General features: G+C 61.6%; 15 protein-coding genes. 1 reads left to right on the top strand and 14 read right to left on the bottom strand.

The window, feature by feature from the left end; genetic code table 11:
* Positions 1–419: 419 nt before the first annotated feature.
* The gene (locus VL15_RS39270) at positions 420–4,394 is read left to right on the top strand and encodes an FAD-dependent oxidoreductase (protein ID WP_063778218.1); all 3,975 of its coding nucleotides are present in this window, start codon (positions 420–422) and stop codon (positions 4,392–4,394) included.
* A gap of 138 nt (positions 4,395–4,532) precedes the next feature.
* On the opposite strand, the gene icmH is transcribed toward VL15_RS39270, so the two are convergent.
* From icmH to tssC, 14 genes are all read right to left on the bottom strand, one after another.
* A complete protein-coding gene (gene icmH / locus VL15_RS27925; protein ID WP_048249925.1) occupies positions 4,533–5,753 on the bottom strand; it encodes a type IVB secretion system protein IcmH/DotU in 1,221 nt (406 codons plus the stop codon).
* Between the two features lie 19 nt (positions 5,754–5,772).
* Positions 5,773–9,843 (bottom strand): type VI secretion system membrane subunit TssM, encoded by a 4,071-nt coding sequence (gene tssM, locus VL15_RS27920; RefSeq protein WP_048249924.1) that lies wholly within the window; start codon positions 9,841–9,843, stop codon positions 5,773–5,775.
* A gap of 25 nt (positions 9,844–9,868) precedes the next feature.
* Positions 9,869–11,188: a type VI secretion system protein TssL, long form gene (gene tssL / locus VL15_RS27915; protein WP_080970963.1), complete on the bottom strand. Its 1,320-nt coding sequence runs from the start codon at positions 11,186–11,188 to the stop codon at positions 9,869–9,871.
* 3 nt (positions 11,189–11,191) lie between these two features.
* Positions 11,192–11,473, bottom strand: a complete 282-nt coding sequence (locus VL15_RS27910) for a PAAR domain-containing protein (protein ID WP_048249923.1) — start codon at positions 11,471–11,473, stop codon at positions 11,192–11,194.
* Positions 11,474–11,489: 16 nt separating this feature from the next.
* A complete protein-coding gene (locus tag VL15_RS27905; RefSeq protein WP_080970962.1) occupies positions 11,490–12,374 on the bottom strand; it encodes a DUF4123 domain-containing protein in 885 nt (294 codons plus the stop codon).
* A gap of 59 nt (positions 12,375–12,433) precedes the next feature.
* Positions 12,434–14,668: a T6SS phospholipase effector Tle1-like catalytic domain-containing protein gene (locus VL15_RS27900; RefSeq protein WP_048249922.1), complete on the bottom strand. Its 2,235-nt coding sequence runs from the start codon at positions 14,666–14,668 to the stop codon at positions 12,434–12,436.
* Complete coding sequence (locus VL15_RS40670) at positions 14,665–15,339, bottom strand: DUF3304 domain-containing protein (protein ID WP_230684537.1); 675 nt, start codon at positions 15,337–15,339, stop codon at positions 14,665–14,667. Before VL15_RS40670 ends, VL15_RS27900 begins: the two co-directional genes overlap by 4 nt.
* Positions 15,340–15,433: 94 nt before the next feature.
* Complete coding sequence (locus VL15_RS40665) at positions 15,434–16,048, bottom strand: DUF3304 domain-containing protein (RefSeq protein ID WP_080970960.1); 615 nt, start codon at positions 16,046–16,048, stop codon at positions 15,434–15,436.
* A gap of 105 nt (positions 16,049–16,153) precedes the next feature.
* Positions 16,154–18,475: a type VI secretion system Vgr family protein gene (locus tag VL15_RS27895; protein ID WP_230684536.1), complete on the bottom strand. Its 2,322-nt coding sequence runs from the start codon at positions 18,473–18,475 to the stop codon at positions 16,154–16,156.
* Between the two features lie 30 nt (positions 18,476–18,505).
* Positions 18,506–18,676 carry a hypothetical protein gene (locus tag VL15_RS43275; RefSeq protein WP_230684535.1) on the bottom strand — a complete coding sequence of 57 codons (171 nt, stop codon included), beginning with the start codon at positions 18,674–18,676 and terminating at the stop codon, positions 18,506–18,508.
* A gap of 72 nt (positions 18,677–18,748) precedes the next feature.
* Positions 18,749–20,095 (bottom strand): type VI secretion system baseplate subunit TssK, encoded by a 1,347-nt coding sequence (tssK, locus tag VL15_RS27890; RefSeq protein ID WP_048249921.1) that lies wholly within the window; start codon positions 20,093–20,095, stop codon positions 18,749–18,751.
* A 31-nt stretch (positions 20,096–20,126) separates the two neighbouring features.
* Entirely contained in the window at positions 20,127–20,630 is a 504-nt protein-coding gene (tssJ, locus tag VL15_RS27885; protein ID WP_048249920.1) for a type VI secretion system lipoprotein TssJ, read from the bottom strand.
* 81 nt (positions 20,631–20,711) lie between these two features.
* The gene (locus VL15_RS27880) at positions 20,712–21,197 is read right to left on the bottom strand and encodes an Hcp family type VI secretion system effector (RefSeq protein WP_048249919.1); all 486 of its coding nucleotides are present in this window, start codon (positions 21,195–21,197) and stop codon (positions 20,712–20,714) included.
* 88 nt (positions 21,198–21,285) lie between these two features.
* On the bottom strand, positions 21,286–22,779 hold the full coding sequence (gene tssC / locus VL15_RS27875) for a type VI secretion system contractile sheath large subunit (protein WP_048249918.1): 1,494 nt from the start codon (positions 22,777–22,779) through the stop codon (positions 21,286–21,288).
* Positions 22,780–22,781: the final 2 nt, after the last annotated feature.

The raw sequence follows: 22,781 nt of genomic DNA, 5'->3' as shown, positions 1-22,781 counted from the left end.
GACGAATTGATTACAGCCTCAATGGCGCCGGGCTTCCAAGCGGCAAAAGGACAATATTTCAAAAGCCGGGTTGTGCGGATTTGGCCGACGACTGCATCGCCTGCTGTCGCGCCTTGTTGAGTTTAAATTCAATATTTATTTAAAAAATCCCGATCCACGCCATCGGGTTGAACAGCTCTGTCACGGAGACCATTTCAAAATGGACAGCTTTGGTCGCAATAGCGCCTGGCGCGGTTCCCCGTTTCGATACGCGTCCACCGGACGCCCCCTCCCGAAGTAAGTCAGCCGCCCTGTCGATCGAGTACGCATTTGCGTCGCGCACCGCGCGCGTCGCGTGTCCGATGTCGATTCGGAGACTGATCGGCATCGCCCAATGACTTAGTCGTCCCCGCTGTCACACCACACGCACAGAGGTCATCATGAGCTTCCTTCATTTCAACGCCACGACCGTCTCGCCGGTGCGCCACGCCCGGCAGCGGCGCCCGCTCGGCGCCGCGTTCTCGAACTGGATACTGGCCAACCATGGGGCCACCTACCGCGCCAGGATCGAAACGCAGCGCGCGAAGGCCGCCGAAATCCGCGCGACGCGCGGCGCTGCCGCGTACAAGCTGTCGGCGAAAGCGGACGCGCCCCAGGTCGGGATCGTCGGCGGCGGTTTCGCGGGGATGTTCGCGGGGCTGATCCTGCAGTCGCTCGGCATCGAGTTCGAGCTGTTCGAATCGTCGGACCGCGTGGGCGGACGCATTCACACGTGGTACTCGAGCGACTACGATCCGAACGACGTGCAGCGCGCCGGCCTGTATGGCGAAGTCGGCGGGATGCGCCTGCCGCAGTTTTCGGCGGACATGCTGCCGGTGCAGCAGCTTGCGCTGGCGGTGAATGCGGTGCTGGCCCGCAACGGCCTGGACGACCAGAGCGTGTACTGGCGGAAGTTCTATTACGACTCGCCGCAACAGCGGCTGCGCTACAACAACATGGCAGACCCCACGACGGCCGCCGAGTCGACGCTGGACGGCTTCAACTTCGGCGTGGCGAACGGTGGCGACGTGCCGTTGGTCTGGGTGACACCGAAGGGCGTCGGCAACGACCAATACCTGCCGATCAACAAGGTGCTGGATCAGGTGAACGCGCCGTTCCTGAAGGCCATCAACCGGTCGTTTGCCGAGGGCTTCGACCTGCTGATGCAGTACGACCAGTATTCGATGTGGGATTACCTGACGACGCAGTTCCGCCTCGGGGATCTCGGCGAGTACTACGATCCGGCGATGGGCGCGAAGAACGACCTGTTGCCGTGGTCCGTGGCCAATTTCCTCGAGACCACCAACGTCGGCAGCGGGATGTACTCGGTGTCGTTCGTGGAGATGGTGATCGCCGTCTATGACTGGGGCGGCAGCAAGGACCCCTATCGGCCGGACGACGACGCGATCTACATGCTCACCGTGGACCAGGGAATGCAGCGCTTCCCGGACGCGTGCCGGATGGTGCTCGATCTGCAGGACGCCGTCACGGTGCAGGATGGCGTCACCGCGCAAATTCAGGTCGGCATGTTGCCGCAACCGGGCGGCCCCTACCGTTACGATCCGCCCAATCTCACGCCGGATGCCAGGCCGCCGGCATCCACCGCCCGCTATCCTGAAGGCGCGTCGCGCGGCGAGCCGTCGCGGGCCGCTTACAAGCAGCGCGTGCACCTTCAGCACGAGGTGACGAGCCTGCGCCACGACCCGAGCCTGAACGACGGCCAGGGCGGCATGCGGGTCAAGGTGCGCCGCACGCACGACGGCCGCGAGCACGAGCAAACCTATCCCTATGTCGTCACCACGCTGCCCACCGGCGCCTACCTGAACGGCCAGAAGCACGTGAACCTGCTGGAAGGGATCTCCTTCGACAAGGCGCAGGCCATCCGCGAATGCAACTACATGGCGTCGTTCAAGGCCTTCCTGACCTTCAAGCGCCAGTTCTGGGCCGACGCGGGCGAGCGCCAGGAGCAGACGGGCGGCTACGGCGCGGCGGCAACCGACCGCCCGAACCGGCAGATCATCTATCCGTCGTACGGCTATGCGGCGGACCAGGGCGTGCTGCAGGTGTATTGCTGGGCGCTCGATGCGCGCAAGCTGGGGGCGCTCGACGACCGGGAGCGCATCGCAGAATGCCTCAAGGGCATTCAATACCTGTACCCCGAAGTCGATGTCTACGAGACCTTCGCGGGCTACGAGGAGGGCGTGACGACCAAGACCTGGTTCTGGGACGAGCACGCAGGCGGCGGCGCGTTCGCGCTGTTCAAGCCGGGGCAGTTCAAGCAACTCTACCCGACGCTGCTGACGCCCGAGTTCGACGGCTGCCTGAACTTCGCCGGCGAGTGCTGCTCGGTGCATCACGGCTGGATCGTCGGGGCGCTGGATTCGGCCTACAACGCCGTGCTGAACATCCTTCTGCATGCGGGCGAGGCTGAAAAGATCGAGGCCATGCAGCAGACCTGGGGCAAGTTCCTGGCGCCGGATATCGAAGGCGACCCGGCCACGGCAAACCAGATGTCGTATGCCTACACGTACAACCTGGCAGACCGCGATGCGGCATCGAAGCCGCCGGGCGGCAGCGACAGCATCTACGGCAACGCGCAATACGTGTTCGATGGCCAGGTGCCCGCGTTCGTGGCGGACTACGACACGGTGCCGCAATCCATGAAGGCCATCAACCGCGACAAGCAGGTGCTCGCGATGCTGAACTCGGCCTGGGACGACAACGTCGCCTGGCGCGCGAAGCTGCCGCCGAGGCCCGTGGATATGGAAAACGCGGTGAAGATGCTGGAGGACATCTACTACGGCAACAATTTCCAGACGATCCCCGCGCCGAAGTTCTGGCTGAAGAGCGACGACGAGTTTGCCCGGCAGCAGCTCGCGGGCTTCATGCCGACGTTGCTCGAGAAGGTGTCGACGGCGGACTTCGACCGGCTGGTTTCGGAAGCCGGCATTGTCGACGCGGCGCGTCTCGGCCGGCCGGGCGCGGTGCAATACGTGGCCAACTACCGGCACTACCTGGACGCCTGCACGGTGACGCCGGTGGGCTACTACCTCGCCAAGCCGCTCGTCTTCTTCACCGTGGACCACCATCACGAGCTGATGCCGGTCGGCATCCAGCTCGAACCGGGTGGCGAGCTGTTCACGCCGGACATGGTCAATGCGGAGAATGCGTGGCTGCTGGCCAAGATGCAGACCAACTGCGCGGGCCAGACGCTGCACGACGTGGGCTTTCATCAGTTGCTGACGCACCAGATCTGCGCGATGGTGTCGATCGCGCTGTTCTCGGAGGAGGTCTTCAACCCGGACACGCTGCCCCATTCCGCGGAGCCGTTCCAGCAGCACCCCGTGTTCAAGCTGCTGCGGCCACACGTGGTGAAGACCGTGGAATTCCAGCAGACCATCTACAACCGTGCCTACGACCCGTATGCGGAGTCTTTCCCGGCGACCCGCGAGGCCAACGGCGCCCCCGGGGTGTACAACATCGGCTTCGTCTACGACCTGATCTTCTCGTGCGGGCGGATCGGCAACTATCAGCTGCAGGACAAGATGTACTACGACAACGATCGCTTTCGCTTCCTGGAGCAGGCCCTTCCGGCCGATACGAAGCGGCGCGGCGTCGAGCAGACGCCGTTCTCCTACGCGTACGTTCATGACGCCGGCCTTTGGTACGACGCGATCTTCCGGTTCGTCGGCAAGTTCATCGCGATTCGGTATCCGGACGGCGATCCGGCGATCGCGGCGGACATCCAGCTTCAGCGCTTTTTCGACAAACTGATTCCCGCATTCAACTTCGTCGACAATGCGACGTTCGCCCATCGCTTCCCGGCCGAGGTCAAGACCGTCGCGACGCTGCGCGACGTGCTCACGATGTTCATCTGGCAGTTCTCGGTGCAGCACACGGTGATCAACGACGGCGCGTACAACCATGCGGCGTTCGTGCCCAACGCATCGACGCTGATGTACCCGTTGCCGGCGGGCAAGCTGTCCTCGCGGTGGACGCCGGCCGACGTGCTGGCCTGCCTGCCGTCGCAAACGGCCACCTATCCGACCCTCGGCGGCATGAACTTCATGGACGTGCAGATCAACGCGTCGGTGACCGGCCAGGGCCCCTACCCCGAAACGGTAACGGGGCGCGGCGTGCTGGAGCCCTCGATCGACTTCCTGCAGGACAGCTACGGTTTCGTCGACCCGCAGCTGCGGGACGCCGTGTTCGAGTACTACCGGGATGTCGTGAAGATCGGCGAGGCGATCGGCGCGCGGCAGGCGAGGGATACGGCGAACTACCTGAACGCACATCCGGGCGCCACCGCGATTCCCGAAACCGTGGTGTTCGATCTCATCACGCCGGCCAACGTGATGAACACGATCCAGACCTGATCGGCGCGTGCGTCGGATCGGCACCGGGCGCCTCGATGGCGCCCGGTGCCGCACCCATTGAAGCCTTACGACGAATGGCAGTCACCCATGGTGTTGCAGTTTATCGAGCCTCGCGCCAAACATGTTCGGTTTCCTGCATCAATTCGATACGGTCACTTCGACGCGCCGGTTTCTCGCGCGCCCTTCCTTCGAGCCGTTGTCGGCCAGAGGGTCGGCAGCGCTCTGTCCTGCTACGCTGATGCGTTCCTGTGGCACACCGGACGCCGCGAGAATCTGCGCGACCTGCCGGGCACGGGCTTCGGACAGCACTTGATTGCCACCCTGACGCGTCATATCCGCCGGCATCGCATCGGTGTAGCCGACGACGCGGACGTGCGGTGAAGGTGCCGACGCGGCAATGGTCCGACCGATCGAAGCCATCATGGAAGCCCACCACGGTGCCACCATCACGTCGCCGGACCCATACATGCCGTTGAATCTGAGCGTCAGCTCGTTCTTCGCGACATCGCGGCTCAAATCGACATTCCCGGCAGCAATTTCATCGCGCAAGCTTGATCCGAGCTGCGCCGTCAGTGCATCGAGGACGGACGTCGCCGAAGCAGGTTGCGAGCCGCCCGCCCAATGGCCGACAGCGGCATATCCGATCGCCGCCAGCAACAACGCAACGACCAGGCCGGCGAGAATCTGCCCGCGCGGTCGCCGCGCCGTCACAGGGCGCACCCACGGATCAACCGCCGTTTGTCGGGGCAGCCGAATCGGTTCAATGTCGCGAACGAACCCGAGTCCGCCCGTCATCACGACGCCATGCACCCGCTCGCGGATGTTCACCAAGCGCATCGCACCTTCGCTCGCGAAGCGGTAGCGCCCCTGGAATCCGAGATCGAGGATGTTCTGAAACAACTCGATCAGGTCAAGGTGCTCGCGCGGGCTCTCCATCGCCTCATCGATCAATCGAAACACCCGATCACCGCCCTGCCGATCGTGGCCCAACGCAAGCGCCAGGCTGTTTGACTGCCAGTCCACCCCTGCTGCCTCGCCCTTTCCCCAACGCGTCTTCATCGCCGCTTCATCGAGCGCGGTGCACAGGCAATAACTCGCGCGGACCACGTGCCCGGAACGAAGCTTCAGCTCGTTGCAGACACGCGTGAACAGCCTGAGCTCGTGTTCCAGCCATTGCCGCCGATACACGACAGCTTCAGGATCCAGTGAGGCGGGTGTGCTGGCCAGCGCGCGCAACAACACGTGTGCGGATTCAAGCAACGGATTTACCGCTAGTTCGGCAGCCCTCAGTCGCGCGGCAAGCGATGGAGACACCGGCAACCCGGTCTGGTTCCTCGAATCGGCAGTCGAAATCGTCACTTCGCAGGCTCCTCGCGGCTCATTGGAAGACGCCTGCCGGGCTGGTCGGCATCGCGCCGCGCGGCAACCCCGGAGGCGGTCCGCTATCGGACAAATTGAATACCGGCATCGAGGTCGGGCAGCGGAATGTCTTCAACACATCGCTCGTCAACGGATTCGCGACACTTCCCGTGCTCGCAATGTCGAGCACCGCCTTGCGACCATCGAAGTCAAACGCAACGCGGGTACGTCCGGGCGTGGCTGTCTCGACAACCTGCCCCCTCCGGAACAACCGCATCAGCGCCCACGGTCCGTCGGCCACGATCGTCGACGTATCCGGACGAATGCGCGGACTGGCCGTGATTTCCGTGTGAACACCACCGCGCGGCCCCGGCCACGACACCGTGAAAGGTGCCACCGGGCCATGTCGATAGAGCGAACTCTGGCCGTCTATGTCGAGCGACAGGCTCGTGATCGTGGGATCCAGTTCAGGAATGCGGATGTCGGCCTTCCACGTAAGCTGCTTGTGGCCCGGGTCATTGAAGAACACGTCGCGAATCGCCTTCGCATGCTCGAACGGCTCCAGGTCGGGCCCCTGGACAGGCTCGGTCGCGCCGGGCAGCGTCCGGTAACGCCACGGTTTCGCGGACGTATCGACGAACGGCGCAAGCGTCTTCGCGAAGAAATCGTCGATCACGCCCCCTTGCGCGAATACACGGGTGAAGTCGTCGATGCTGACGTCACGCTTGCTGTCGGGCGAAAACGGATAGCTGCCCTCGATGGAGAGCCGACACGCGTCGCCGACGACCGCCTGCATCTGCCGGGACAGCAGTTGGCCGATCCCCTGATTGACTTCGCGGGAGCCGTCCGCAGCGAGTTGCAGCAGCACTGCCCGGAAAGGTGCAGGCATCGTGTTGGCCGTCATCTTGAGCTTGGCACCGGTATCGGTCGCCGGCGGCATGCTGTTGTTCGACAATGCATTGTCGGAAACCGTGAGCGCCGTGTAGTAATCGTTCAACAGGTTGGTCACGCCGTCGAGTCCCGTCGTGCCGGCTTGCGCGGCCGTCGCCCTGGAGTCGGCCTGCGAGTCGGCATTGCCCGTCACGACCTCGCGCAGCGCAGCGAACTGGCTGTCGACGAGCTCGCGTTCGACACGTTCCGATGCGCGGATGCCGAGCACCTTGTCGGCCTTCTGGTTGAGCTGGTCGGCCGCCTTCTGAAGAAATGAACCGTCCGATCCGGTCGCCGCAGCCGTGAGGGTCGTTTCATGCACGGCCGCGCGGGCAAGTCTCGCGAGCGGCGAGTCGGGGGCGGCGAAGCTGCGCAACACCTGAAGGTTAAACGCGAGGCTCGTGCCGCTCACCGTCCGGATGTCGCCGAGAAACGCGTCCCACTGCCGCGCGTATTCCACCAGGTACTCGCGACGGACAGCATCCGTCAGCGCATCGTCCACCCCTGCCGCGTTGTTCACGATCTCAGCCGTTTTTTTTTGAGCCTCGCCGAGATACGAGCGACCCATCACCCACGCATCGTCGTCGCGCGCGATCTGGACGAATTCCGGAAGCCGCTTGTCGAACAGGTTGCGGTACCCGTCGAACGTGAAGAGACCCGGCACACCGCGCGACAGTGGCTGGTCGCTCGCCCGCGTGAACACGGTGCCGGCTTGCGGCCCGACGGCACGCAACAGCGTGAACTCGTCCGGTGCCTCCTGCCGCATCGCCGCCTTTGCGCGCTGATACAGGCGGTCGGTCGCGTTGCTGCCGTCGAGGAACGAGCGAGCCTGCTGGATCAGCGCATCGTTGCGGATCAACGGTGACTTCACGACGCGGTCGCCGGAAAACAGCTGCTGCACGTGATCGATCATCGAAGCACGGCCACCGAAAATTGCCGCGCTGTCATTCTTCGCCCAATCGTCGAGTACCCACGCCTTGACGTCGCCAGCATTGAATTTCGCGTTGTCGTAAAGCATCAAGTAGACGCGCAGCGCATCGTAGGCGGCCTTCGGATCCTTGTTGGCAATTGCCCGGGACATCACGTCTTCCATCCGGCGCACGATCTGCGGCACCAGCAGGTTGTCCTCCAGCGCGTCGTAGGTGCGACCGCTCTCCGTCACGATGTCCGGTGGGGTATAGAGACCGTAGCGCCACGTGCTGCCGGGATCGGATAGGTCCAGATTCGGATACGTCGGCAAATAGAGTGCTTCGGTCAGCGTATCGGGTACGGCCTCCGGCTTGGGCGCCTTGTAAAGCTGCGTCACGCGAGCCGCCAACACCTGGACCTTGCGGCCGACGGCGTCGAGATACTCGCTGTTGCTGCCAAAGCTCACACGCAAACCGAACGCGAGCCAGACGAACAGCAGCAAGGCTAGCGCATGACCGATCACGCGCAGCAGCCGGTACCGGTACTCCCAGCGCAGGTTCGGACTGACGAGATGCGCTTCCGGAAACACGACGCGGGTCAGGACGTCGTGCAGGAAAAAGCTCCGGTTGCCTTCATGCGTGTCGGCGGCGCCGCCCTGCCCGTGCTGCGGCGCAAGACGTTGCACGACCGTATCGCGTTCCGCGATAACGAGGTTCCCGTCTTGCTGCGCGCTCGTGAAATAAACGCCACGCAGAGTCGAATGAAGCTGGGTATCGTCGTATCGGGAATCGAGGAACACACGGTCAATCAGGTCGACGAGCGGAACGATCAGTGCGGAGAACGCTTCCGGCAACGCAACGAGCTGTCGGCGCTTGATGGTTTCGTCCTCATCCTGCAGCCGTGTGTAAACCATGCCGGACAGCCGCCCCGCGAGCTGCATCAGTTCCTCACGGCAGCGCGCGCGCAGGCCTTCCTTGGCGACGATTTCCTTGCTGTAAGGCAACGTGAAACCCCACGCTTGCGCGCGGCTCTCCGCAGTCAGTCCGCCGAAATACTCGGCAAACCCTGTCAGACGGTCCATTTTCGTGACGAGCACGTAGACCGGGAAACGGATGCCAAGCTCCTTGCGCAATTCGGCGAGTCGCGCGCGCAGCGCCGACGCCTCGGCAATGCGTTGCTGCTCGTCTGCGCCCGCTAGCAGGTCAAGATCGACGGCAAGCAGCGCACCATTGATGGGCGCACGCGGCCTGTGTCGCCGCAGCATGCCGAGAAAACCCAACCATTCCGCGCAATCGAGGTCTTCGCGCCGCACGCTCGAGTCGGCACGGATCGGGGCGATATTGATGCTCGACTTTGTGGCGGCCGCCGCCTGGGTATCGGCAGAGGCGTCGGATTTTCCTTCGTCGCCCGCTCCGTCTGCTTTTTCGTCAGTTGACGGAGCCGATGCCGATCGGGCCAATGGAGGGGCAAGGACCTCGTCTACCGCTTCCGGCGAGGTGCCGTGGCGCGTGTAATAGCCCGCAGTGTCGATCAACACCGCGTCGTTGGTGAGCCACCAGTTCACTGCAGCGACGTCACCCGCCCGGGTTCCGGCGGCACGCTGCATTTGCTCCGCAATTGGAAATGCCAGACCACCGTTGAGCAGCGCGCTCGTCTTGCCCGCCCCACGCGAACCAAGTGTGATGTACCAGGGAAGTTCATACAGGTAGCGCTTGCCCTGGAACAGCTTGCCCGGCCCGCGTGCCCCCGTGCGCATTGACTTCAGCCGCGCCAGTGCGCTGCTGACGATCGCCTCGACCTTTTTCAACCGCGGTGCGGCAGGCGACTCGTTCTTCTTGCCGCCGAAATGAAGCACCTTCTTCAGGAATGCCTCATCCTCTTGCATCTTCCGCCAGATTCGGACCGCCCAGAAAACGACGAAGACGGCCAATACCAGCGCGATCGCGACAAGCCGCATCGACGCCGGCTCGAACGGTGACGCATGACCGAACGACAGCAGCGGCGCCGCATACCAGATCAACAAACACAGCAGCGCAACAAACACGATGCTCGTCGGCTTGCCTGCAAGCCAGAGCAACACGCCCGCGAGCAGGATAGCGATCAGCAGCACGCGCATGCCGGCCCCGGCCAGCGGTTTGAGGCCGCCGAACGCGAAGTACGGTCCGACGAACCAGATCACCAGCACAACGACGATCAGCGCGAGAAACGCAAGAAACTGGCGCGATGCGAGAAACGACAAAAACTTCTTCATGTTCTATTCCAGATACGGATCTGGCCTATTGCGCGACGACAATCTCGACGCGCCGGTTCTGCGCACGCCCCTGGGCGGTACGGTTGTCGCCAATCGGATCGGCATCGCCCTTGCCGACCACCTCGAGGCGGTTGGCCGGCACACCAGCGGCTTGCAGCATCTGCATGACCTGGGTCGCCCGCTCCTCCGACAGCGCCTCGTTCGACGGGAACTGACGACTACGGATTGGCAGGTTGTCCGTGTAACCCAGCACGGTGACCTTGCCTGGCACTTTCACGATTTCTCCCGCGATCTTCGCGATCAGCGGCGCCATCGCACTTTTGATCGTGACGCCGCCGGGCAAGAACATCGCATCGCCCCGGAACGTCACCGCACTGTGGCGAGCATCTTCGTCGACGCTGACCGTGCCTGCCGCGATCTCATCCTTGAGCAGTTGCTTCAAATGCAATTGCGGCGGTGCGGGCGGTGGCGTCATACGGCCAATTTCAGCGATCTGCGTCTGCACAACCGCACTGCGGCTCATCAGGTCGTATTTGAACCAGCCGAAGATCCCGAGAAGAACCACGGACAGGACGGTGACGGTGATCCACACCGGAAAATCGTAGAACGACGGACGTTTGCCTTTTGCGTCCGATTGCCAGTGGGGGGACAGCGTCACCGGCACGGGTTCGCGTTGCGACGCGATCTCGTTGTAGAGTCGTTGGCGAATCGCATCGTGCTTGCGCTTGCCATCTGCCGTGTCCCGATAGCGTCCTTCGAAGCCTAGACTGAGAATCCGGTAGATCACTTCCAGCAGGTTCAGATGCTCATGAGCGTCCTCCAGCAGACGGCCAATCAGAAGGTAGACCTTGACTCCGCCGTGTCGATCTTCATGGAAGACCGTGGCCATGCCCGTCCGGATCCACTCCATGCCTGAAGACCCACCTTTACCCCACTCGGTCTGCATCGCAGCCTCATCGAGTGCTGTACACAAGCAATACCGCGCGCCGATCGTGTGATCGCGGCGAATATTGGCTTGCTCGCACAGCTTCTGGAACACGCGCAATTCCTGCTCGAGTAGCGACCTCAATCTCGCGATGGTTCGGTTCGACGCCAATTGGTCCGGCATATCGGCCTGCGCGCGAAGCAACACACGAGACGCTTCCAGCAGCGGGTTCGGAGCCGAACGCACGGCGGCCAGCCGTTGCTCGAACGGCTCCGACGGCGGCGCCTCCCACCGCAACTCCGAGCCGCCTGCCGAAATCTCGGTTGCCCCTTTGATCGTGTCTGACGACGCGGATCCCGCCACGTCGTCGGATGCTTTGTCCGGCGCGTCGGACTCCAGGTACTCGCTCGCTCTTGCCATGCGTCAATCTCCAATGCTTGCGGTGCCGCTGCCGATCAGCGTGCAGCCGCATTCGGTGCGGTGCCCATGCAACGCGACACGCTCGCCACCGATCGTGAAAGTCGCGTGGGCTTCAACGATCTTGTTGATGCCATGCGGGCGTCCGTCGGGATACTTTTGTGGACAATCGACCAGATCGAACAAGCGCGCGATCCCCTTGCCTCCGATCATGTGGGTTTCGGAGCCGGTGACGACTCGGCCTCCGTGCGACGTACCGTCGCCGACGACAATGATTTGCAATGCCATATCGCTTTTTTTTCTCTCAGAAGTTGGCGCCATTGGGAGATTCGGACCGCGCACTGCGCTTGCGGGAAATCTCGGTCCAGACGTAGGACGGCACGGCGTCAAACATCTGGCCCAGGCCCATGTCCGATCTCCTGCGCGCTTCCAGTGCCTCCGCAATCGCGGGGTGGCGGTCGAAAGCCGTACCATGCAGACAGGTCTGCTGGCAGAAACTCAATCGATCCGCCGGCTCGGTCAGCCCCCAATGCAATGCGCGCTCGTAACGCGGCATGAAATCGGCCAGCCGGTCCAGATACGGGCGCGTACCGTCGACCAACCCGGCCTCGACCAGCACGGCCAGCAATTCGTCCGGTTCGGTGTGCGCGGTCAAGGCGTCGACGTCCTTCTGTTCAAGCTCGATCAGGATCGAACGGCATACCTTCGCGCCGCGCAATGCGTCGTTCTGCACGCGTTGCCAATTTGAATGACGGCCGCGATACATCCATCGATCGATCGGGCCCATGAAGATGTCGAGAATCCGATCGCCCCATACACGGAAAACCGCGCCGGTAATGCGAGGATCGAAGAATCGAACCATTGCCAATACACCGTCGCCAATGTCTGCGAACAGAAAAGCACGAAGATGCGCGGCCAGTTGATCGCTCGCGACGCGTCCCCAGACAAGCGACAGGCAAGGCGTGTGACGATCGATGCGATCCAGTTCCGTCACCCAGGCGGCATCCGGGTCCGGCACGGGCGCAAGGAACAGCGACGCCAATCCCGACTCCGCCTCGGGCAGCCCTTCATAGACGTTCCTGAATTCAACGCCGGCTTGCTCTCGCAGCGCTTGCAGCGCCTCGGGAGCCGCCGCGCCATCGATCAGCGCGAACAGGCGGGCGGGCCCCTGGTTGAAATTTGCTTCCATGTCTCTTGTCAAGATCGTTGCATTGGATAACCGTGTTCGGTACGGCGACGATGCGTGCGTCACGCCACCGCGGTCTCGACCGAATCGAACATATGGAAAGCAACGGCAAGCGGATCTTTCCCAAGCCACGGTACGCGCTTCTTGCCGACGAAAATCACGCGCGGCCAGCCATATCCGCCGGGTGCATACTCGTGGAAGTACGGCACGCGAAACCAGCAGCGGCTGTCGTGCACGTAGTTGTCGTACAGGTTCGACACCGCTGTGGGCAGCGTCGTGAATGCGTGCTCGGACGTGTGCTGCCGAAGAAACGAAGCGACTTCCGCGACCGGCTTCGGCAACACGTCGTCGGCTTCGTTGTACGCCTTTGCAAGCGACGTGCGCGCTGCGTGAAATTTGATCACGCCGACGTCCACCAGCGACATGCGAGACGAATCGGAGTCCGATTGAGAGCCTGATTGGGAGCCCGGTTTCGCATGCGGCACCGAGAGTGCCTTTGCGTGATTGACGGTGGCGAGATACTCCGGCGGCCGTACCACCGCGTCGTTCTCCTCGACATCCAGTTTCTCGCGCTGATCGGGGTGAAGGTGCGCCAGCAATAGACGCATTTCCTCCGCACCCTGACGCAAATCGGTCTGGTCGTTGGTCGTGATGTCGCCCGCCCCTTCCCCCGGGCGGGCAGACTCGGGCCGTTGCGGCGGCGTGACGTCAGGGTAGGCGACTTCCGCGCATAACGCTTCGGTTCGGACCCGGATCGCTTCGTCGGCGGCATCGACTTCCTTCTGTGCTGCATCGACCGCCGGAACGTTTTCCGGGTACGACCTGCTCGCCTTCGCCAGCGACAAGGCGCCGATCGCTGCGTTCCTCCGGGCATTCAGTTCCCGCAGGCGGAGATCGTCCAGCTTCGCCTTCTCGAGCGCCTGCGTGACCTTGCGAGGCGTCAGCCGATCCTCCTTCGCCCATTTGAAAAAATCCTGGTTCGTGACATAGCTGCCGCCCGAAACCTGCGCGCGCAATGCGCGCCAACTCAACATCTGCGCCATACCGAAGCGTATGGCATCTTCCAGGTGGGTGACAGGGCTGGTCGTCTGGAGCCAAGCGTTGAAGGCGGCAATGGTGTCGGGGTGTAATTCAAAATCCGGTCTCAGATATTCATTCTCCAAAATGGCATCTGCTTTCATCAACGGTACGCCGTACCGAAGTGCAGCGATGTACATATCGTGCAAGGCAATCTGGCTGAGCTTGCGTGCATCCATGCCTTTACCATTCTTGTCGCAGCCCTTGCCCTGCTCGCCTGGCCCGTAACCGCCGCCCACGTCCGAATGCACGCCCGGATAGGCAACCTCGCGCCGCACCTCTCCACCAGCGTAGCTATCGCCCTGACGAATCGAGTCAAGCGGAAAGCTCATGCGTTGCTCATGGATCGAGAACGCATGCACACAGTTTCGAACGGAGTCGGGAATCGCGAGTCCGCCGTTGCTCGCAAAATGCGCATGACCGTCGAGGACGTCCAGGTTCAGCGCGGTACGAAACGAGTCCGGCAAACCGACAGACGCCACCGTGTCGAACAACCCCATGAAATTGACCTGATACCGCAACGCGCGCGGGCCTACCTCTTCACTCAGCCTGCCGTCCGGCGCCCATTCGTTCACGAGCTTGTGCACGAACGCACGTGCCGAAGCCGCTCCTCGTGAAAATCCGATCACGTTGATCCAGATCTTTTTGATCGTGTTTTCGGTCGAGGCTTGGCCATGTGCGACCTGCAACCGCTTCAAGTAAGGCGCGAAACATTGCTTGAAAGTTTGCTTGTCACAAAAGGCTCCATCATTGCTGAGTCTTTTTGCGTCGACGTCGACGATCAATTGCCATCTGGAATCTTTCAGGATAGCGTCGTACACCGCATTGAGAACCCGCGTGTACGCCCAGACGCACCGCTGATTGAATCCCGTCGCTAGCGCCTTTCCGTCCTGTGAATACGTCTTCTCGCCAATCTTTTCGAAGGGTGTACCAACGCCAGGAATGTAAAATGCATAGATCCCACGATCGCCTTTATCCAATGCTGCTTTGTACAATCTCGCGACGTTCGTATGGTGTTGCGTATTCGAATCGCGCCACTTCGGATTGTCTTTGTCGTCGTTGTTGTTCGTTCCATCGAAGAACAGCGAGATATGCACGGTCTGCTGACACGACACCCTCGGGTCAACCATACGGCAATAGCCTGTCGACCATGCAGCATCCACTTCTTTCGATGACAGACGGCCGCCATCCGGCATCCGTTCCGGCCATTGAACGTTCATTTTTCGAGCCCTCGCTTTACACCCTTCGGATACTCGTAATTCCATTCGTCGTCCGGTCCGCCTTGTGCTACGTATGGATCGTCAGAGGCAGGAGGCCCAGCGTCACGAGCAAGATCACGCGCATTGGGGTTCCCAACCACAATCTTCACTCGATCTCCCGGCAGGAAGATCGCCCATACTCCAGCGGTTCGCGTCGTATACGGTTCTATACGAACGTTCTCGGCCTTGTACCAACCCGAAGTCTTGCTGTTCTTCTTATCGACCAGCCATCTCACCGTGACCCTCAGGTCAGGCTGCCATTCGCTCGGGTAGCTCGTGCAACACGATTCCTTCCCTCCGCCAGAAGGGCGTCCATCCTCACTCGCCGGCATGACATTCGGGCCTCCTCCTCCTATGCCAGAACCCTTCGGTCCTGAAACTGAAAACGTGTGGATATACCAAGGCGTGTAATTCAGGGTCTTGGTGCCCCCGCTGTTCAACTCCACTCGCTTGGGTATCTCGACGGTTGTTGGAGTATTCGCACGCAGACCACCGCACCCGCCAAGAAGTACCGTCAATACACCCATAAGGATTACCAATCGACCAATGCTCATTTTCGAATCCATCCAGTTTTTTCGTCGTTGTTGTTCGTTCCATCGAAGAACAGCGAGATATTCAAGGCCTGCTGACACGACACCCTCGGGTCAACCACATTGCAATAGCCTGTCGACCACGCAGCTTCCGCTTCTTTCGATGACAGACGACCACTTTCCGGCCATTTCACGTTCATTTTTCGAGCCCTCGCTTTACACCATTCGGATACTCGTAATTCCATTCCTCGTCGGGCGCGCCTTGCGCTACGTATAGATCATCGTCGGATGGACGTGTACCCACGGAGTTGTGACCATTTGCATTGCCATCAGCCACCATGATCTTGACTCGATCTCCCGGCAGGAAGATCGCCCAGACGCCGAAGGTACGATTGCCGTCATACTGTGGAATCCGAACATCATCGGCCTTGTACCAAGCTCCAGGAGCCTTCGCACCAAGGCGCTTGACATCTTTAAATACCAGCCACCGCATCGTGACCTTCAAGTCCGGCTGCCATTCGCTCGGGTAGCTCGAGCAGCAAGTTTCCGCCCCTCCGCCAGAAGGGCGCCCATCCTCACGCACCGGCATGACATTCGGACCGCCTCCTCCGATACCAGAACCCTTCGGTCCTGAAATTGAAAACGTGTGGATATACCAAGGTGTGTAATTCAGGGTCTTGGTGCCACCGCTGGTCAACTCCACTCGCTTGGGTATCTCGACGGTTGTTGGAGTATTCGCACGCAGGCCACCGCATCCGCCAAGAAGTACCGTCAATACACCCATCAGGATTAAAAATCGGTCAATACGCATTTCACAATCCCCCGGCTTTGACGAGACTCAATAAATCTCCAAGCAATGAATATGAGTGTCATGCGAGTAAATCTTGCCGTTAATGAAATTTCCACTCCTACCACATTAGCGAAGCACAAGAGCCGCACCACCTCTCGCAGCCTTCATAAGACACTCGATACAAATCTTCTTCGGCAAAAGATCGACCGCTTGGTCTAGCGGACCAGGCAACTGATGCAGCGACGCGTGCGCCAGAAACTTGCCCGTGGTACCGTGCACGATCCCGGAGGAATCCATCTGTGTGAAACTGCCGTTGACCTCGAAGCGAATCTGCCGCTTGCCGCGCAGCACTATTTCGTCGGCTTCGAGCAGAATCTGTTTCTGCGCGCGAGCGACGATGGATTTCGTCAACGCATGCAGCACGATGTCTCCTGCGGCTGAAACAAGCTTCATCATCCCCCGCTGCGCGACCATACGAATCGTGTCGCGCACGCTCGCAAAGAGACTGCTACCGCTCGCGATCCCGACATGCCCTTCGCTCGTCACCGCGACCTGTCGGGCCGCGATATGCGCGGTTCTCGGCGTGACCAGTTCGACGCCTGCTTCACCCGCAATCACGAGATGCGGTTCCGCCAATTCCGGAAATGCGTTGCTCTCGTCCGCCCGACCTCTGATCTGCTCGTTCTGTGCCGCGATCGCTCCCGCAAGATCGGACTGATGCCCGTCGGCGTCCTGCGCCTCCGCCTCCTGCGCCACACGGCTCAATGCATCATGCAGACGTTGCGCGCCGTCGAGCTGCTCCAGTGTCTCCGGCATGCTCTTGGCATGTCCCTGCGAACCGGATCGCGATTGCGTCGTAATCAGCATCCCCAATGCCGAACGGACCACGCCCCATAATCCAGTTGCAAGTTCAAAGCCCCGACCACGCTCGTCCTGCCTACCGGCATTGCCGGCGATACGCGTGATGTACCCAAGATTGAGCTGCGACGCGCCTTCGTCACTCGACAGATGCGCCTGGATCTTTCCGTTGGTATCGTCGAAAGCCAGAGTGTTCGCCCGCCGACCCTCGACTTCGCGGCTGCGGAAACCGGCCAGCGCGTGGTTGTCCGGTAGCGCGAACGGCGGCATGTTGAATGCGTTCGTCGCACTTCCGACGATGATCGGCAAGTCCGGATCGCCGTTGACGAACGCGACTTCGACCTCATGCCCGCGACGCGGCAGGAATATCCCGCCGAACTGATCGCCATGCCACGCCCCGGCAACACGTACCCAGCAGCTCGAACGCTCGTCGTTCTTTCCAAGGCGGTCCCACAGGAACTGAAGTTTTACGCGACCGTATGCGTCGGTCCAGATTTCCTGATTCTCCGGACACGTCACCACCGCATATTCGACACCGGCAACGCGCGGCTTCTCGATCGTGCGAAGCAACCGGAAAGGTTCATTGGACGGCTGCAACGTAAAGTGCGCTTCGCAACGGTAGCGCTGACCGGAACCCGACGCCTCCCCGATCTCCTCGATCGTCAGCGTACTGGCAATGACCGCATACTCGCGATTGGCCGCGGTCTGCGGGTAGTGCGACAGCACGAATGTTTGCCCGGTCACGACACCGCGCAAATTGCCTTTGCCCGATGCCCTGAGCCCTTGGCATCGGTAAGCCTGCATCTGCACGATCGTCAGGTATTCCGCCTCGGTGCGCGGATCGTTGTGGTCGCCGGACAGACCCGCCGCACCCGCCTGAGGCTGCGCATGGTCGCCCCACGTGTAATGTTCCTGATGAGCGAGCCCCGTGTCGCGAGGGTCCTCGCGAGCGATCCGCAGATCCGCCCGCGGCCACGTGTAGTCATAGTCGACGCTGGTCACGGCGCCTGTCGTCAGCGCATGCGACACCGACAGATCGTGAATGTGCTCTTCGTCGATGCGCCGCGCGCTCGGTGCCTGGTAGCGAATCGTCGCATACGCGTCGCCGAGAGGTTGAAGCGCGCCCAGCGAATCGACCAGCACAAGTCGATGCTTGCCTTCGCTATGCTCGAAGAAATAGAAGATGCCCCATTCTTCCCAGATCCGCTGCAGGAACGTCCAATCGCTTTCGCGGTGCTGCCGCTGAATATCGCGCTTTGGCCACGCCTTGTTCGGGCGTGGCGTGGTAAGCCGCTTGTCGACGGGAAACGGATAAGCCGATAGCACCGCATCCGTAATCTCGATCACCGACATATCCTGAAAGATGCGGCAATCGCAGTTCTTGGTTGCGTGCCAGAGCCACGGCCGCAGCGTAATCGCGTAAACGATCGAACGACCGTCCTCGCGCAAAATTTCAGCGCGACTCACGATTCCGGTGATTTCGCGCGCTCCTGCTCCGATGTTGGCCAGCCCTGCATCGCCAACAAGGCCGCGAATGAAGTGCCCCTTGCCGTCGATTTGGATTAAAACCGTTATTTCGGTGCCGATCATCTTGTCAAGCTGGATGTTGGCCGCAATGCTCTACGAGAACGCGAGCGCATCCGGCGTTTTCAACTCGAGTACGTACTCGAACAGCTCACCGATCGTTTCCCTGCCGGTGAGCTTCACCGGCGTAAGGATCGGGTGATCGCCATACATCGGCAGGGCCGCGCCCGAAACCGAGAGTGTTCGTGGTACGTCAAATAGAGCCATCTCGACACCTCCGTTGATTCAATCGAACCACCGACCGCTCACAGCGGTCCCATCGTCCCAAACCCGTCGCTCTTACGCGCGCACACCCCAAAGCTCCAGCTTCAACGACGGAAAATCCCCCGCCACGTGCAGCGCAACGCCACCGTGGCGCACGACTTCCTCCCACATCGCTCCACCCTGGGTCAACTCGTAGTAGATGTATCCCGCATTGAACGGAATCTGCCGCGGCGGCACCGGAAGTGCCTGCAGGCTGATACCCGGCAAGTGACTGCGCACGAGGCTCGGCAGCTTCTCCGAAGGCCCCGCCTTCGCCTGTGCGAGAAACTGCTGCTTCAACAAGTCGGGCGGCATCGCCGCATGGACGGCCAGTACCAGCGCAGTAAACCCCCGCATGTCGACCGGATCGATCACCGCATTTCGCATGCCGTGCCCCCGATCCTCAAGCGCAATGTTTTGTGCACTCCGCACCAACACGGCGTTGAGCAGCCGATGCGTGTCGTCGACGATCGGCTTCAGGCACAGGTGCGGCGTCGTGTGCTGATACGGCAGATGCGTATCGAGCGGCCGGCGCGTATCCGTGCGCAGATGGGTCGACAGTTCGCCCGCCATACCGATCAGCAGCGCATAGACATCCGCGGGCGACGTGGTCGGCACGCGCAGCATGTGCTGCAGCAGCGGCTCGTACCGGTTCAGGATCTGCAGCAGCAAGTAATCTGTGACCGTTGCCGCACTCGCGGTGGTGTCGTCGGTGCCCGCCAGCCGTTGCGCCAGCGCATTCGCACGCAACCGTGCGAGATCGTGAATCTTCGTGACCCAGCTCGTCAGCAAGTCGCTCGCCCCAAAACCCGAAACAGGCGGCACAAGCGTGTTGTCGAGCTCAATGCTGCCATCCGCGCGTATCGTCTTCACGCTGGTGAGCGCGAGGCCGATCCACGCATCACCGAGCTCCTTCTCGGGCAGCAGGCGCAATCGCAGATTCGAAAGCTGCACGGACTCGGGTGCGAGGCCGATCGAATTCGTGTCGCGCAACTCGGTATCGAACACGAGGTACCGCGCCAGCGAATCCGGGGTGTTCTCGAACGTCGTCTCTTCGCAGTTCGGCAGTCGGACCGGTACCGCCAGATAGATCACCTGATCGAGATGTTCCGGCCGGATCGTCAACGGCGGTGGCAGCGGTGTGTTGCCCGGCGCGTCGAACGGCGAGCCATCGGCGAACACGCCGGCGGCGGATTTGACGATCACCTTGCCGAGCGCGAGCGATTCCAGATCGAGTGCGTAGTGCGCAAAACCGAAAAAGAACGGCGACAGCGGCGCCGCGCGCATGTGCGCGTACTTCTCCAGATAACGATCCTGCTGCTGAAACAGTTGCGGACGGAAAAACAACCCTTCCTGCCAGGCGACCTTGGCATACCAGCTCATATGTACCGTCCGTTTCGTTGCGCAGCGTGATTCATTTCTTGGCTTCCTCGATCCTGACGGCCTTTGCGTCGAGATCGATCTTCAGTTTCAGCTTCGGCGTGGAGAAGCGGTACCACGCCTTGTCGGGTGCGATCGGCATCGTGTAGACCGCTCGCCACACGGCGTTCGGCAAGTCGCGATAAGCCGCGATCACACCGATGGCAGTCGTTTCCGGATCCGGACGCCGGACAATGGCCCGATGTTCGCCGGGCCGCAGTTGCACTTCGTCGCGCTTCACGACGTCGTCGCCCAATACCGTCTTGTCCTGCGTCTGCAGCGTGAAGAAGTCCGTCGCCTCGAAGGCGATGTCGTTCTTCAGTTCATAGAGGCGCACGACAATCGGCGCCGCCCGCCCGCGGTCGTCCGGATTGACGTCGATCTTCGCTTCGACCGTCATTTCCAGCCGGATCGGCTGCTTGGGCTTCGGCTCACCGCTCGCACAAGCGGAAAGCAATACGACACTGGCGAGGGTCGCGGCAGTCAGGATCGAACGCATGCAGATTTCACCTTGATGGACAGCGGGATGCACCGCGCTCGGAGAAGGTGGCCTTCTACCGCCGCGCGGTGTCTCCCCTGCTTACGCTTCCTTGTTGCCCTTGATGTCGAAGCCGGCCGTCACCGCACCGCCGCTGCCGCCCTGCGCGTTCTGCACGACGTACTCCTGCTTCACCTTCGCGAACGACAGCGACACCGTTTCGCGGCTCTTCTCGGCGTCCATCTTGCTGCCCGACGGCTTCACGCGCGTAACGATCACGTCGCTCATCGTGAGCTTCAGGTACTCGAGCGGGTTGCCACCGGCCTTGCGCATCACGAGCGTCGCCTGGTCGATATGCTTGCCGGTCAGCGCATACTTCATCAGGTTCGGACTCGCGCGATCGATGTTGTGTTCGAACGTCAGATCCTTGACCGTCGCCTTGCCGGCACCGCCGCCGCTGCCCGCGTGCATCGTCGATTCCTGCAGGATTTCCCAGTCCCAGTTCAGGACTTCGATTTCGTCCTTGTGCTTGTCGTCGAGCGATTCGCCGTTGATGCCGTCGATCTTCAGGAAAATGTCTTGTGCCATGCCAATGCTCCTTGAGTGAGTGAAAACAGGTCGGCCACCACGACAGAAATTGGTCCGATGCCCGACCCGAGAGGGCGAAACCTCGAAATCAAGCCGCTTCCTTGATCGACGGCAGCTTGGTGACGAGCCGCAGCGAAACCGTCAACCCCTCGAGCTGGAAGTGCGGACGCAGGAAGAACTTCGCCTGGTAGTAGCCGGGATTGCCCTCGACGTCTTCGACGAGGACTTCGGCTGCCGCGAGCGGACGACGCGCCTTGGTGTCTTGCGACGAGTTGGCCGGATCCGCGTCGACGTAGTGCATGACCCATTCGTTGAGCCAGCGCTGCATGTCCTCACGCTCCTTGAACGCACCGATCTTGTCGCGCACGATGCACTTCAGGTAATGCGCGAAGCGCGAGCACGCGAACAGATACGGCAAGCGTGCCGACAGGTTCGCGTTGGCGGTCGCGTCCGCGTCGTGATATTCGGCCGGCTTTTGCAGCGACTGCGCACCGATGAAGGTCGCGTGATCGGTGTTCTTGCGATGCACGAGCGGAATGAAACCGTTCTTCGACAGTTCGGCCTCGCGGCGGTCCGAGATCGCGATCTCGGTCGGACACTTCATGTCGACCCCGCCGTCGTCGGTCGGGAACGTGTGGCACGGCAGGTTCTCGACCGTGCCACCCGACTCGACGCCGCGAATCAGCGAACACCAGCCATACTGCTTGAACGAGCGGTTGATGTTGACACCCATCGCATACGCGGCGTTCGCCCAGCCGTAGCGGCTGTGATCCGAGCCGTTCGTGTCTTCCTCGAAATCGAACTCGTCGACCGGATTGGTCTTCGCACCATACGGCAGGCGCGCGAGGAAGCGCGGCATTGCGAGCCCGACGTAACGCGCATCCTCGGTGTTCCGTAGCGAATTCCATGCCGCGTATTCGAGGTTCTGCGTGAAGATCTTCGTCAGGTCGCGCGGGTTCGCGAGCTCCTGCCACGATTCCATCTGCAACACCGACGGCGCGGCGCCCGTGACGAACGGCGTATGCGCGGCCGCGGAGACCTTCGCGATCGAACCCAACAGGTCGACGTCGGGCGGCGTATGGTCAAAATAGTAGTCGGCGACCAGGCAGCCGTACGGCTCGCCGCCGAGCTGGCCGTATTCCTGCTCGTAGATCTGCTTGAAGAGCGGGCTCTGGTCCCACGCGATGCCCTTGTACCGGCGCATCGTGCGGTGCAGTTCGTTCTTCGAAACATCAAGCGCGCGAATCTTGAGGTGCTCGTCCGTCTCCGTGTTCGACACAAGGTGATGCAAACCGCGCCACGCCGACTCCAGCGCCTGATAGTCGTCGTGGTGGAGAATCAGATTGATCTGCTCGGAGAGCTTGTGGTCGATCTGCGCGATGATCGCGGCAATGCTCTTGTACGCGTCGTCGCTGATCGTGGTCGATTGCGTCAGCGCCTGCTCGGCGAGCGTCTGGACCGCAAATTCGACCGCTTCGCGTGCCTGCTCTGTCTTCGGGCGGAACTCCCGTTCGAGCAGCTGCGTAAAGTCGGACTGGGTGGCCGTCTGAGCTTGATCGGCCGGTGCGTGCTGTTTCGCCATGG

The sequence above is a fragment of the Burkholderia cepacia genome (assembly GCF_001039005.1).
GTDB lineage: Bacteria > Pseudomonadota > Gammaproteobacteria > Burkholderiales > Burkholderiaceae > Burkholderia > Burkholderia theae.
The sequence above is the reverse complement of the archived record's forward strand: the minus strand, read 5'-3'. Positions and strand labels throughout refer to the sequence as shown.

Coding starts and splice junctions, on each gene's coding strand:
- VL15_RS39270 (WP_063778218.1), top strand. CDS start 420: ATGAGCTTCCTTCATTTCAACGCCACGACCGTCTCGCCGGTGCGCCAC.
- tssM (WP_048249924.1), bottom strand. CDS start 9,843: ATGAAGAAGTTTTTGTCGTTTCTCGCATCGCGCCAGTTTCTTGCGTTT.
- tssL (WP_080970963.1), bottom strand. CDS start 11,188: ATGGCAAGAGCGAGCGAGTACCTGGAGTCCGACGCGCCGGACAAAGCA.
- VL15_RS27910 (WP_048249923.1), bottom strand. CDS start 11,473: ATGGCATTGCAAATCATTGTCGTCGGCGACGGTACGTCGCACGGAGGC.
- VL15_RS27905 (WP_080970962.1), bottom strand. CDS start 12,374: ATGGAAGCAAATTTCAACCAGGGGCCCGCCCGCCTGTTCGCGCTGATC.
- VL15_RS27900 (WP_048249922.1), bottom strand. CDS start 14,668: ATGAACGTTCAATGGCCGGAACGGATGCCGGATGGCGGCCGTCTGTCA.
- VL15_RS40665 (WP_080970960.1), bottom strand. CDS start 16,048: ATGCGTATTGACCGATTTTTAATCCTGATGGGTGTATTGACGGTACTT.
- VL15_RS27895 (WP_230684536.1), bottom strand. CDS start 18,475: ATGATCGGCACCGAAATAACGGTTTTAATCCAAATCGACGGCAAGGGG.
- VL15_RS43275 (WP_230684535.1), bottom strand. CDS start 18,676: ATGGCTCTATTTGACGTACCACGAACACTCTCGGTTTCGGGCGCGGCC.
- tssK (WP_048249921.1), bottom strand. CDS start 20,095: ATGAGCTGGTATGCCAAGGTCGCCTGGCAGGAAGGGTTGTTTTTCCGT.
- tssJ (WP_048249920.1), bottom strand. CDS start 20,630: ATGCGTTCGATCCTGACTGCCGCGACCCTCGCCAGTGTCGTATTGCTT.
- VL15_RS27880 (WP_048249919.1), bottom strand. CDS start 21,197: ATGGCACAAGACATTTTCCTGAAGATCGACGGCATCAACGGCGAATCG.
- tssC (WP_048249918.1), bottom strand. CDS start 22,779: ATGGCGAAACAGCACGCACCGGCCGATCAAGCTCAGACGGCCACCCAG.